We start from the raw sequence: 12,892 nt of genomic DNA, 5'->3' as shown, positions 1-12,892 counted from the left end.
CGGCGGAGTTTACCCGATCGCACGCAGGTGCACTGCAAAGCGCTCGGCCAGCCACTGCGCAGCAGGCCCCAGGGGTTCGTCGCGGCGCCAGGCCAGTTCCGCCACCAACGCCGGTGGCCGCCACTCGCTGTCCAGTTCGACCATATGCGCCTGGTAAGTCGGATACTGCACCACGTGCCGCGGCAACCAGGCCCAGCCCAGGCCGCGCATCAGCAACTCGGCCATGGCGTAGAAGCTGTCGGCACGCCACACCTGCGGGCTGACCGCCTCGCCGCCGGGGTAGCCGCTTTGCTGCGGGGTGATGAGCAGTTGCCGGTGACGTGCCAGTTGCTGCAGGGTGACCCGCCTTTCGCCGGCCAGCGGGTGGCCGACTGCGCACACCGTAACCATTTCCACGCTGCCCAGGGCGCGCCGCTCCAGCGATGCCGGCATGCTTTCGTGGTGGAAGAACAGGCCCAGGTCGGCGCGCCGCTCCACCAGCTTGCGCGCCACATCCCCTTGAGCGCCACTGGCCAGTTGCACTTGCAGAAATGGAAAGCGACTGGCCAGTTCGTCCAGGCTGTCGATCACTGGCTGGTAAGGCATGGCTTCGTCCTGGGCCACCCGCAGCAAGGCCTCTTGCCCGCGCATCAGTGCCAGGGCGCGGCCATTCAGGCGCTCGCACTGGCGCAGCAGCTCACGGGCGTCCTCCAGCAACGCACTACCGTTTTCGGTCAGCTTGGGTTGCCGGCCACTGCTGCGCTCGAACAAGGTGACACCCAAGTCAGTTTCCAGCATGGCAATTGCGCTGCTGATAGCCGACTGCGCCTTGTGCTGCTCACGTGCCACGGCGGAGAACGAGCGCAGTTCAGCGACACGCAGGAAAGTACGCAGCTGTTCCAGATTCCACTGCTCGGCCATCGACCTATCTCCCTTATTGATAGGTAATGACTTTACCCCATCTACGTAACGTCTAGAATGCCCGACCAGTTACCGGAGAATCCCGCCATGAATGCCTACACCTACCTCGCCATCGCCATCTGCGCCGAAGTGATCGCCACCGCCTCGATGAAAGCGGTGAAAGGCCTGAGCACGCCTTTGCCGTTGCTGCTGATGGTCGTTGGCTATGGGATCGCGTTCTGGATGCTGACCCTGGTGGTACGCAGCATTCCCGTGGGGATCGCCTATGCAATCTGGTCGGGGCTGGGGATTGTGCTGATCAGTGTGGCGGCGCTGGTGATCTACGGGCAGAAGCTGGATGTGCCGGCGATGCTGGGCATGGCCATGATCGTGGGCGGGGTGGTGGTGATTCAACTGTTTTCGAAGACGGCTGGGCATTGATGTTGGCCTCTGGATCTTGGGGCCGCTTTGCGGCCCATCGCGACGCAAGGCCGCTCCCACAGGGAACCGCGTAGGCTTCAGGATTTGCACGTTTCCTGTGGGAGCGGCCTTGTGTCGCGATGGGCTGCATAGCAGCCCCCTTTTGCCCGACCCTGTATACTTGCCAGCTGTCCCAGTCTTCGAGGTACCGCCATGCCATCTGCCATTTCCACTGACGTGCTGATCGTCGGCGCCGGGGTCGCAGGCCTCTGGCTCAATGCACGCCTGCGCCGCATGGGGTATTCGACAGTGCTGGTGGAGCGCGCCAGCCTTGGCGGTGAGCAGACCATCAAGTCCCAGGGCATTATCCATGGCGGCACCAAATACGCCCTGCACGGTGCGCTGACCGGCGCCTCGGAAGCCATTGCCGACATGCCGCGCCGCTGGCGCGAAGCCTTGAGCGGCAGCGGCGAGCTGGATCTTGCCGGCACCCGCCTGCTATCCGATGCCCACTACCTGTGGTCGCCCGGCACCCTGGCCGGCAACCTCACCAGCTTCTTCGCCAGCAAGGCCGTGCGTGGCCGGGTCGACCAGGTGAAGGGCGAGCAACTGCCGCCGGCCCTGCAAGACCGTGCCTTCAAGGGCAAGGTCTACCGCCTGGCCGAGCTGGTCATCGACGTGCCCACCTTGCTGGCCAACCTGGCTGAACTGGCAGGCGACAGCCTGCTGGCCGGGGAACGCATCGAGCCGCTGCGCGAAAATGACGAACTGGTCGGCCTGCGCGTCGATGGCCGCGACATCCGTGCCCAGCGCGTCGTGCTTAGCGCTGGCGCTGGCACCGAGGGCCTGCTGCACGCCCTGGGCCTGAACCAGCCAGCCATGCAAACACGGCCGCTGCACATGGTCATGGCCAAGGGCGCCAACCTCAAACCACTGTATGCCCACTGCCTGGGCGGCGGGCCCAAGCCGCGGGTGACCGTCACTACCCACCCGGCCGCCGATGGCCAATGGGTCTGGTATCTGGGTGGCGACCTGGCCGAAGCCGATGGCGTCGCCCGCGAGCCGGCCGCGCAGATTGCCGCAGCACAAAAGGAAATCGCCAGCCTGCTGCCATGGGTCGACCAAAGCCAGGTGCGCTGGGCCACCCTGCGGGTGGACCGCGCTGAACCTGCACAATCAGGCCTGGTGCGCCCGGACAACGCCTTCCTTGCCGACCAGGATCGCTTGCTGGTCGGCTGGCCAACCAAGCTGGCGCTGGCGCCAGACTTCAGCGACCGGGTCATCAGCCACCTGGAGCGCGACGGTATTCGCCCACAGGCCCAAGCCGACCTGGCTGGCCTGCCACGCCCGCCACTTGGCGTGCCGGCCTGGGAGCAACTGCTGCCATGAGCCTGCCTACCCTGCATGACTTCCACCGCCCGTTGGGCAGCACCGGTTTCAAGGTTTCACCGCTGGGCCTGGGCACGGTCAAGCTGGGTCGCGACCAAGGTGTGAAGTACCCCACCGGCTTTACCATCCCCGGCGACGACGAAGCCCGCCTGCTACTGGCCCAGGCCCGCGAGCTGGGCATCAACCTCATCGACACCGCTCCGGCCTATGGCCGCAGCGAAGAACGCCTCGGCCCGTTGCTGCGCGGCCAACGTGATGAGTGGGTAATCGTCAGCAAGGTCGGTGAGGAATTCGACAACGGCCAGTCGCACTTCGACTTCACTGCCGCCCACACCCGCCGCTCGGTGGAGCGCAGCCTGCGCCGCCTGGAAACCGACCGCATCGAACTGGTGCTGGTGCATTCCGACGGCAACGACCTGGCGATTCTTGAGCAGCAGGAGGTCTACCAGACCCTGGCGGCGCTGAAGCAGGAGGGCAAGATCCTCGGCTTCGGCCTGTCTGGCAAGACCGTGGCCGGCGGCCTGAAGGCACTGGAGCAGGGCGACTGCGCCATGGTCACCTACAACCTCAACGAGCAGGCAGAACGCCCGGTGCTGGACTACGCTGCCGAACATGGCAAGGCCATCCTGGTAAAGAAGGCCCTGGCCAGTGGGCATGTCTGCCTGGCACCGGGCGTTGACCCTGTGCAAGCCAGCTTCGAGCTGTTGTTCGCCCACCCGGGCGTCAGCAGTGCTATCGTCGGCACCATCAACCCGCTGCACCTGGCCCACAACGTGGCCACCGTCGCCCGTATTTTGGGCCAGCACTGAGTTGCCCCCGGCCCAAGGGCCAGGCGAATGACCCGACGCAAGGAGGAGCCTCGTGGCGCGAACGCTGATCCGCAAGAACCCGAGCAACTTCAAGACACTGCCACTGCATGTTGAAGCCACCCCCGAAGGGCTGATCTACCAGAGCATCGGCATGCCGCTGAACTTTGCCCAGACCCAGCAGCGGCGCAAGGCTATCCAGCTGCCCGACACGCAGCGCTTCGTGGTCGAACTGGCCAACCTGGGTGTGTCGGTGCGCCTTACCCTGCATTGGCAGAACCGCGATTACTGGGTACTGGTACGCCAGCGCCGGCAAGACCGCGGCGATGTGGTGCTGAAACTGATTTCCGGCTATGTACCTGCTCAGGAACTGAACCTGCCGTTGCACACGGCGGTACAGGAAGTGGCTGAGGAATGCCTGCTGGAAACCCCGGAAGGCTGGCTGGGCGGGCGTTTCAACGATACCTGGCTGCCCGTACCCTACGCCGCAGCCTTGCACTATCGCGAAACACCGCACTTCTTGCTGGCTCCGGAATCCGGCGCTGCCCGGCCCGTACACTGCGGTAACCTGATGCTGCTGGAGCGGCCGAGGGCCTATGTGCACCTGCCCACCGCTTCGCTACAGCTGATCTACGACATGCGCCTGCAGGTACCCCGGGAAGTCAAGAAACTCAGCCTGTTCCACGTTGACGAGCGGCTGGAGGGCGGCCAGCTGGTGGCGCGGCTCAACCGCAAACGGCCGGACCTGTACCTGATGCCGCTGAAGGACGGCCAGCCGCTGGCTGAGCTGTACACGCTGAAGAAGGATGAGCTGGTGCCGGCAAGTACGCGCGGGCTGTACCTGGCAGAAAGCTTTGCCCGGCAGGAAGGCTGGGTAGTGACGGATGAGCGGGTGCGCTGGAGGGACTGGGTGAAGCAGCAGGGGCTGGTGGAGAGCAAGCCGGTGCAGGCGTCGCACCTGCAGCGGTTTAGTGACAAGGCACGGCAGTTGCTGGAGCGGGCCCGTACCTCACTTCACAAATAAGATTCTGAAACCTGCGTGGTCCCTGTAGGAGCGGCCTTGTGTCGCGAAAGGGCTGCGCAGCAGCCCCAGGATTCCACCGCCAATGCACAAATAGCTGGGGCTGCTGTGCAGCCCTTTCGCGACACAAGGCCGCTCCTACACGGACCAGTGAAAGAGCGGCGCTCGATCAGTTCTTGCGAATTTTCTCGACAATGGCGGTAGTCGAGCTGTTCTCGACCAGCCCCAGCACCTTCACGGTGCCGCCATAGGCCTTGACGATGTCGGCCCCCACCACCTGGTCAATGCCATAGTCGCCACCCTTGACCAGCACATCCGGTTTCACCTGACTCAGCAGGTTTTCCGGCGTGCCCTCAGGGAAGCTGATGACCCAATCCACCGCACCCAGCCCGGCCAGTACCGCCATGCGCCGGTCAACGCTGTTGATCGGCCGGCCCGGCCCTTTCAAGCGGCTGACCGAGGCGTCGTCGTTGACCGCGACGATCAGGCGATCGCCTTGAGCCCGCGCTTGTTCCAGATAGGTGACATGCCCGGCGTGCAGGATGTCGAAGCAGCCGTTGGTGAAGACGATTTTCTCTTTGTGCGCCCGCGCATCATCGATGGCCAGCAGCAGTTGCTCCAGGCCCAGCACGCCGCGCTCGGAGCCTTCTTCACGCTGGATGGCACGGCGCAGTTCGGGGGCGCTGATAGCCGCCGTACCCAGCTTGCCGACCACGATGCCTGCAGCCAGGTTGGCCAAGGCAACCGCGTGCGGCAGGTCCTCGCCAGCCGCAATGGCCGCCGCGAGGGTGGAGATGACGGTATCACCGGCACCGGTCACATCGAACACTTCACGCGCCCGCGCCGGCAGGTGCAACGCAGGCTGGCCGGTGCGCAGCAGGGTCATGCCGTGCTCGCCGCGGGTTACCAGCAAGGCGCCCAGGTCCAGGTCTTGCAGTAGCTGAACGCCTTTGGCAACCAGGTCAGCCTCATCGGCACAACGGCCAACGATGGTCTCGAACTCGCTGAGATTCGGGGTGATCAGGCTGGCACCGCGGTAGATGGAAAAGTCCTTGCCCTTGGGGTCGGCCAGCACCGGAATGCCCTTGGCCCGCGCCGCCTGGATCAGGCTCTGGTGGTTTTTCAGTGCGCCTTTGCCGTAGTCAGACAGGACCAGCACCTTGACGCCTTCCAGCAGGCTGTCGACTTCCGCGCCCAGCGACAGCGGGTCGGTGGCGAACGGCTCTTCGAAATCGATACGCAGCAGCTGCTGGTGACGGCTCATGACCCGCAGCTTGACGATGGTCGGCTGGTGCGCGATGCGCTGGAACACCGAGCGCACGCCAGCAGCCTGCAGGCTGTTGGCGAGGCTGTCGGCGGCCTCATCCTGGCCGGTGACACCGATCAATGAAGCCGGTGCGCCCAGGGCGGCGATGTTCAAGGCAACGTTGGCCGCGCCGCCGGGGCGATCCTCGATCTGATCGACCTTCACCACCGGCACTGGCGCTTCAGGCGAGATACGCGAAGTACCGCCATGCCAGTAGCGGTCGAGCATGACATCGCCGACCACCAGTACCGGGGCTTGATCGAAACGCGGCATGGACAACTTCATGGGCAACCCATATGGAAATAATGAACAGGGGCAGGATATTAGCACAGGGGAAGCGACGGCTTTATGGCCAGATCACCCCCGGAAAATTCCCGTGACAATCGGGGCCGCAACGGCCCCGATCAGGTAGGGTCAGGTGATATCGGCCTTGGCCGGCTCATCCAGCCCCATGGCATGCAGGCGGGCATAATGGCCATTGGCCGCGAGCAGCTCGGCATGGGTACCGCGCTCGACCAGGCGGCCCTGGTCCATGACCAGGATCTGGTCGGCCTTTTCGATGGTCGACAGGCGGTGGGCGATCACCAGCGTGGTGCGGCCCTGCATTACATGGTCCAGGGCCGCCTGGATGTGCCGCTCGGACTCGGTATCCAGCGCCGAGGTGGCTTCGTCGAGGATCAGCAGCGGCGCATTCTTCAGCAACGCCCGGGCGATTGCCAGGCGCTGGCGCTGGCCACCGGAGAGCAGCACGCCGTTTTCACCCACATCGGTATCAAAGCCTTTCGGCAACCGGTCGACAAACTCCTTGGCATAGGCATCGGCCGCAGCGGCCTCGATGTCGGCGCGCGGGGCGCCGGCCAGGTCGCCATAGGCGATGTTGTTGGCCACGGTGTCGTTGAACAGGGTGACGTGCTGGGTCACCTGGGAAACGTGGCGGCGCAAGTTGCGCAGGCGGTAATTCTCGATTTCCACGCCATCCAGCAGGATCTGCCCTCGATCGTGGTGGTAGAAGCGCGGGATCAGCGCCGCCAGCGTCGACTTGCCGCTGCCGGAGCGGCCGACCAGGGCGATCATCTGCCCGGGCTCGGCGACAAAGCTGATATCGCTCAGCACTTCACGCTCGGTCCCCGGGTAGGTGAAGCTCAGGTTGCGCACTTCGAGGCGCCCTTGCACCCGCTCCTTCTCGACGGTGCCGGTGTCCACTTCGGGCTCTTCGTCCAGCTGCTCGAAGATGCTCTCGGCACCTGCCAGGCCCTTCTGGATCGTGGAGCTGACTTCCGAAAGCTGACGAATCGGCTTGGGCAACAGGCCGGCAGCAGTGATGTAGGCCACCAGGTCGCCAGCGGTGGACTCACCGCGCAGGAACAGTACCAGGAACATCAGTGCGGCCATGGCGCTGTAGATCACCAATTGCAGCATTGGCGTATACAGCGAGCCGGTCTTGGTCATGCGCAGCTGTTTGTCGGTGTTGCTCTGGCTGGCCTTGCTGAAGCGCTGCTCCTCGTAGGCTTCGCCACCAAAGCTGCGCACCACGCGGTAGCCCTGGATGGTTTCCGAGGCGACGTGGGTCACGTCGCCCATGGCCACCTGTATCTTCTTGCTCTGCTTGCGGAATTTCTTGCTGGCCACGCTCACCATCACCGCGATCACCGGCAGGATGGCAACCATCACCAGGGTCAGGTGCCAGTTCATCCACAGCAGGTAGGCGAACAGGAACACCACGGTCAGGCCTTCGCGGATCACTACCTTGATGGCGTCGGTCGCAGCGCCGGTAACCATGGTCACGTTGAAGGTGATGCGCGAAATCAGGTGCCCGGAGTTGTGGTTGTCGAAGTAGCGGTTAGGCAGCACCAGCAGCTTGTTGAACAACTCCACACGCAGGTCATGCACCAGGCACAAGGACACCTTGGCCAGGAAGTAGTTGCCAAGGAACGAACCCAGGCCCTGCCACGCCGCAATCAGGATGATCAGCAGCGGTACCGCCTGCAGCAGTTGCAGGTCGCGCAGGTAGGGCACGTTGGGGAACAACACCGCTTCGGGGTTGCTCAGCCCATCGACGAAATACTTGAGAATGCCGGCCAGCATCGGCTGGGTCGAGGCAAAGATCACAAAACCGACAATGCTCAGCAGGAAAATGCCGACATAGGGTTTCACATAGCCCAGCAGCCGGAAGTAGATCTTCAGGCTGGAGGTGTGCTCCGCCGGTCGCGGTGTTTCGGCCATTATCGAGCTCGCTGTTCAGGTTGAACCGGAAATTTTACCACAGGCGCCATTTTCGGCACGCCCCCATGGCAGCATCATGGCAAGGCCCACAGGTAGCCAGCTAATGAACCACTCGGCACGCGGCGTGCCGGTGAGGCTGGCGGCATCGAACTGCATGGCCAGGGTCGAGTACACCCAGAAGCCCAGCAGGATCTTGCCGAACAGCGTACCGCGTGCGCGAATGATTTCACCCAAGGTGTAGAGCCACACCATTACCCACAGGAACATGCCGGGCAGGCCCATTTCCACGGCGACATGAGTGAACATGTTGTGGGTATGGTCGAAGTGCTTGCCGACGGCGCTCACTTCGTAGCTTGCTCCCAGCCCCAGGCCGGTCCAGGGGTGCGCGGCAATCATGTCGACCACGGCATGGAAGATTTCCGGCCGATACGATGAGCCACGCTTGGCGATCAGGTCGTACACTGCATAGAAAGCCAGCCCGGTAGTGATGGCCGCCAGGATGGCAAACACCTGGCTATGGCGGTCACGGAACCACAGCGGCGCCATGATGACAGTGAGCACCAGCGCAAGGAGCGCGCCGCGGCTCTGGCTGAGCATGGCGAATGCCCCCAGACAGGCCAGTGCCAGCAGCCACAACAGCTGCAGGCCACGCGGCCGGGGCGGCTCGTAAAGCAGGAACAGTACCGCTGCACCGATGACGTATGCCCCCAGGATCGGGTGCGATATCTCGCCGATGCCTTGGAGCCGGGTCAGCAACGGCATGCCTTGCACGCCATAGAAACGGATGACTGAAACCAGCGCGGCAATAGCCAGCAATGCGCTACCAAGCAGTAGCAACTGGCGAATCCTTGCATGGCCAAGCTGGGCCAACAGCGGGAACGCCAACAGGAACACCAGGATGTAGACCAGGCGCTTGATCTCACGCCCCGGGTCTTCGGCGGGCGACCAGGCCAGGCTCAGCCCGCTCCAACCCAACAACAGCAGCAGGCTTATCCACAGCGCCGGCTGTCGCTTCCAGGCTTGCACCAGCACCTCGCGGGCAGACCACGCCAGAACCAGCGTTGGCAGCCACAGGAACAACACCAGCCCCTGCTGATAAACCTTGTTGCTGGGCGCCAGGGCAATCGCTGCCAGGAACCAGACCAGACCCACCCCTAACCAGGCCCGTGCCCAGTTTTTTTGATACAACATCCTTTCCCCCGATGAATCAAAGACACCATCCATGGTGCTACAGCATTATTTTCGGCATTATTGCCGGTCATTTTGCTCGCCAGACGACAAGGCTCTATTCATGCAATGCTCCCGGCTCACCCAGGTCGACTTCGATCAGCTGACACAAGGCGCACAGGTGCTTGAGGCAGACAGCCATGGCGCCAAAGTCTACCTGCTCAAGGATGGTAATTTCCTCAAGGTTTTTCGTAGGAAGCGGCTGATTTCATCTGCCTTGTTGCGCCCGTACTCGCAACGCTTCGTCGATAACGCCGCGCGCCTTGCGCAGTTGGGCATCCCCACGCTCGAAGTGATCAGCCAGCACAAGCTCGACTTGCCTGGCCGCACCGCCGTGCTGTATCGGCCGCTGCCAGGGCGCACGCTGCTGCAAATGTCGCGCGATGAGGGCTTCAGCTGGGACACCTTCCTCCCGCAACTGACCGAGCTGGTCCGCCAGTTGCACCGCAGCGGGGTGTACTTCCGCTCGTTGCACCTGGGCAATGTGGTGGTCACCCCTGACCAGCGCCTGGGCCTGATCGATGTGGCCGACATGCGCTTCCTGCGCCCGCCGTTGTCGGCGCGCATGATTCGTCGCAATGTGCAGCACATGGTGCGCTATATCGAACGGGAGAACCTGGGCGACCGGTTCCCCCTTGCTGACTTCGAGGCAGCCCTGCTGGCACGCTGAGTCTCAGCTGCGCAGCAGGCTCTGCGAGCCGTTGCAGAACGCTTGCCAGGCCTGCTCCGGTGCCAGCGCCTGGCGTTGTTTCGCTGCTACCGCCGAGGCGCTGAGCGCCGTGCAGCGCTCGATCGCCTCGGCCCAGGCGCCCTCGTCGGCAATCGGCAGGTAGCCACCGGTTTCACGCAACTGCTCGCGGAACACTTGCAGGTCGCTGCACACCACCGGCACATCGGCCATTACCGCCTCCTGCACCACCAGCCCCAGGCCTTCGGAACGCGAAGGCACCAGCAGCCAGTCGAACGCGCGATACAACTGCTGCAGGTCATCACGGTGACCGCACAGGTGAACACGACCGGCCAGGCCCAGTGCAGCAATACGCTCCTGCAGCGCGACATGCTGCGGCCCCTCGCCAATAATCGCCAGTTGCAGGCCCGGTTGCCGGGCACTGGCCCTGGCGAAGGCATCGATCAGCATCTCGAAACCTTTGCTCTCTACCAGGCGCCCTACCGCACCCAACATCAACCCGGCAGGCTGTGGCAGGTGCAGGGCCTGCCGGGCCTTGTCACGGCTCAGCAAAGGTGCAGCGAAGGCCAGTGGGTCGAGCGCCATGCGCAGGGTCTGTACCGGCCTGCCCAGGTCACGCTCCAGCGACTCGGCCAACGTCTGCGACACTGCGGCAATGCTCAGGCGCTCAGCTGGCAGCATACGCAGCATGCGGATATCGCTGGCCTGCAGACGCGTCTTGCCATGGAACAGCACCTTTGCACGTACGTCGGGAAAGCTCTGCAACAACGGCAGTACCAGGCGCGCAACGCCAATACCGTCGAGCAACACGACTTCCGCCCCGGCCTCGGCCAGCGCCTTGCGAAGACGCATGCGCAACCACGGCCGCAGCAGGCGCCACAAATGACGGCCCTTCAGGGCACGTGCCGGCATGTGCCACTCCCGGGTCGAGCCGAGCCCACAGCACAGCCCGCTGCCCAGCAGCAGCCAGTTACTTATCCGGGCATCGGCACCTGCGTTCGACAACACTTGCCGATGAACCTTGTGGATGGACATGTACGGCGTTCCACCCGCCCACATCATATTGACGATGTTCATGGGCCCTCTCCCGCTCATGTCAGGTGGGACAGCGACTTCATTGAACAAAAATGGTGATACCCATGCCGATCAAGGCACCCGCCACCAGCGTCAATGCCAGCTTTATCCGATCACGTTGACGACGCTTGGCCTTGCGCTCCACTTCAATGGGCAAGGTCACGTGATTACCAAATCCAGTGTGCAATACTGCATCACCCTCCAAGGTGACCGCTGTCAGATTTAACTCAGCGTAGCGTCGGGAAAGTGCCTTTTCTCCAGCATAGGCGGCAAATGGCGCACAGCGCTGGTAATCGCTCAAGCGTCGCAAACCGGGGTTGAGCGAGAACGCTTGCCACTCGGCCTTGTCGGACAGCAGCGGGTAGCAAGGCACACCGGCAATCACCTGACGATCGCCCAGGTGAATGTACGGGCTGTGGATGGCCAGGTCATGGGCATGGCTGCGCAGCCACACTTGCAACAGGTTGGGGCTGACCTCCAGGATGGCCTGGGAATCTTCGACAAAGCCCTGGCGATAGAAATGCCAGTCGTCTTCGCAGTGGAAGATGTACGGCGTCTTAACCTGGCTGTAGGCCAGGTCGATAGACGGCAACTGGCCAAGCTTGGGCCGGTTGACGAACACCTTGCAGTGCGGTTTCCAATGCTCCGGCACCGCGGCATGCACGGCATCGTCACCGGAATCTTCGGTGATGAATACCTCGCGAATGGGCGCGGTGTTGTAGCGATCGAAACTCTCAAGGGTGTCTTTGAGCAGATCGAACCGCCCACAACTGGTCACGACGAGCGTGACGTCACTCTCATTTGAAAAGCGCACCGGACTCCCTCCGCATTGCGACTATCGGCTTTCGACACCCGCTCCTGGGTGCGAAAGCTCTTATGTTAGATGCCCAGCTTCAGGCGCAGCCGCTGCCATGCAGTCAATGGCGGGTGGGGCCTGAGCGCCGGGCGCATGTGGTCGACGATGCTACGGCCAACTGCGCCGAAACTGAAACGGGAAACCGCCAGGTGGCGGCCATTTTCTGCAATCTGCCGGGCCAGATCAGGCTCGGCACGCAAGCGGCGGAGTTTTTCCTGAAGGGTCGGGATGGTGTCATAGAACACCACGTTGTGCATGTCCTGCAGGCCCAATGCGCGGTTTTCCTCCTCGCCCTGGTCATACGCCAGCAACACACAGCCACAGGCCATGGCTTCGAAATTCTTGATCATGTATTCGCCCATGCCGACGTCGGCACTGACGAAGAAACGGATACGGTTGAGCGTGTTGCAGTAGTCTTCGCCCGATTTGGTGCGGGTGACCAGCAGGTTCTCGACTTGCCCCAACTCGTCGAGCAGCGCCTTGCGCCCGCTATAGGCCACGCTGTTGACACTGCCGACGAAGGCCAGCTCGATGTCTCGCTCGCGCCCCTGATCAGCCAGCAGTTGCTCGTCATAGCCCTTGGGCACGAACACCGCATCGAAACCTTCCTGGCGCAGGCGCTCGCTGACCATGTAACCAGAGCTGATCACCCGTGCCCATGGCAGCTGGCGGTAATGGGCGCTGAACTTGCCGGTGTACTTGCACGGGATGTAGTTCTGGTAGGCGTCGTGTTCGAGGATGACCAGGTTCGGGACAGTGCGAATGAACGCCACCTGCCGGATCTCTTGCTTGAAGCGCAGGAAGAACACGATGCGGTCATAGCGCTCGGCCTGCACTTCACGCTTGAAATAGCGGCGCAGGTTGCGCTGGTCTTCGCTGGTCAGCCAACGCAGGTCGCACTCGCAATTGGCCGCGACGCCATCGTACAGGCGGTCGAGAATCGCCCGCTGTTCCTTCTGTACCAGAAATAGGACTTTCATAACGTTCCTTGGGCGCTCGGCGC

The 12,892-nt window shown here is 63.1% G+C and carries 12 protein-coding genes; 5 read left to right on the top strand and 7 right to left on the bottom strand.

The window, feature by feature from the left end; all coding sequences use genetic code 11:
- Positions 1–9: 9 nt before the first annotated feature.
- Positions 10–900: a LysR family transcriptional regulator gene (locus ACIQUI_RS09195; RefSeq protein ID WP_403197357.1), complete on the bottom strand. Its 891-nt coding sequence runs from the start codon at positions 898–900 to the stop codon at positions 10–12.
- Positions 901–987: 87 nt separating this feature from the next.
- Between ACIQUI_RS09195 and ACIQUI_RS09190 the strand changes: the two genes are divergently transcribed.
- The 4 genes from ACIQUI_RS09190 to ACIQUI_RS09175 all read left to right on the top strand — a co-directional run bounded on the left by ACIQUI_RS09190 (position 988) and on the right by ACIQUI_RS09175 (position 4,518).
- Complete coding sequence (locus tag ACIQUI_RS09190) at positions 988–1,320, top strand: multidrug efflux SMR transporter (RefSeq protein WP_008095055.1); 333 nt, start codon at positions 988–990, stop codon at positions 1,318–1,320.
- Positions 1,321–1,512: 192 nt separating this feature from the next.
- A complete protein-coding gene (locus tag ACIQUI_RS09185) occupies positions 1,513–2,688 on the top strand; it encodes an NAD(P)/FAD-dependent oxidoreductase (protein WP_403197354.1) in 1,176 nt (391 codons plus the stop codon).
- A complete protein-coding gene (locus ACIQUI_RS09180; protein ID WP_403197351.1) occupies positions 2,685–3,497 on the top strand; it encodes an aldo/keto reductase in 813 nt (270 codons plus the stop codon). The genes ACIQUI_RS09185 and ACIQUI_RS09180 overlap by 4 nt, the downstream gene beginning before the upstream one ends.
- A gap of 52 nt (positions 3,498–3,549) precedes the next feature.
- Entirely contained in the window at positions 3,550–4,518 is a 969-nt protein-coding gene (locus ACIQUI_RS09175; RefSeq protein WP_403197350.1) for a metal ABC transporter ATPase, read from the top strand.
- Between the two features lie 166 nt (positions 4,519–4,684).
- On the opposite strand, the gene hldE is transcribed toward ACIQUI_RS09175, so the two are convergent.
- From hldE to ACIQUI_RS09160, 3 genes are all read right to left on the bottom strand, one after another.
- Positions 4,685–6,106 carry a bifunctional D-glycero-beta-D-manno-heptose-7-phosphate kinase/D-glycero-beta-D-manno-heptose 1-phosphate adenylyltransferase HldE gene (gene hldE / locus ACIQUI_RS09170; RefSeq protein ID WP_391129575.1) on the bottom strand — a complete coding sequence of 474 codons (1,422 nt, stop codon included), beginning with the start codon at positions 6,104–6,106 and terminating at the stop codon, positions 4,685–4,687.
- 129 nt (positions 6,107–6,235) lie between these two features.
- A complete protein-coding gene (gene msbA, locus ACIQUI_RS09165; RefSeq protein ID WP_403197347.1) occupies positions 6,236–8,044 on the bottom strand; it encodes a lipid A export permease/ATP-binding protein MsbA in 1,809 nt (602 codons plus the stop codon).
- Positions 8,045–8,059: 15 nt separating this feature from the next.
- Positions 8,060–9,235 (bottom strand): O-antigen ligase family protein, encoded by a 1,176-nt coding sequence (locus ACIQUI_RS09160; RefSeq protein ID WP_403197344.1) that lies wholly within the window; start codon positions 9,233–9,235, stop codon positions 8,060–8,062.
- Between the two features lie 100 nt (positions 9,236–9,335).
- Between ACIQUI_RS09160 and ACIQUI_RS09155 the strand changes: the two genes are divergently transcribed.
- Positions 9,336–9,941: a toluene tolerance protein gene (locus ACIQUI_RS09155; RefSeq protein ID WP_403197342.1), complete on the top strand. Its 606-nt coding sequence runs from the start codon at positions 9,336–9,338 to the stop codon at positions 9,939–9,941.
- 3 nt (positions 9,942–9,944) lie between these two features.
- On the opposite strand, the gene ACIQUI_RS09150 is transcribed toward ACIQUI_RS09155, so the two are convergent.
- From ACIQUI_RS09150 to ACIQUI_RS09140, 3 genes are all read right to left on the bottom strand, one after another.
- Positions 9,945–11,036 (bottom strand): glycosyltransferase, encoded by a 1,092-nt coding sequence (locus ACIQUI_RS09150; RefSeq protein WP_403197340.1) that lies wholly within the window; start codon positions 11,034–11,036, stop codon positions 9,945–9,947.
- 37 nt (positions 11,037–11,073) lie between these two features.
- Positions 11,074–11,847 carry a glycosyltransferase family 2 protein gene (locus tag ACIQUI_RS09145; RefSeq protein WP_403197337.1) on the bottom strand — a complete coding sequence of 258 codons (774 nt, stop codon included), beginning with the start codon at positions 11,845–11,847 and terminating at the stop codon, positions 11,074–11,076.
- A 65-nt stretch (positions 11,848–11,912) separates the two neighbouring features.
- Positions 11,913–12,869: a glycosyltransferase gene (locus ACIQUI_RS09140; protein ID WP_403197335.1), complete on the bottom strand. Its 957-nt coding sequence runs from the start codon at positions 12,867–12,869 to the stop codon at positions 11,913–11,915.
- Between the last annotated feature and the right edge of the window lie 23 nt (positions 12,870–12,892).

The organism is Pseudomonas sp. NPDC090592, from assembly GCF_044769185.1.
In the GTDB taxonomy this organism is placed as follows: domain Bacteria; phylum Pseudomonadota; class Gammaproteobacteria; order Pseudomonadales; family Pseudomonadaceae; genus Aquipseudomonas.
This window is presented reverse-complemented; position numbering and strand designations above follow the sequence as displayed.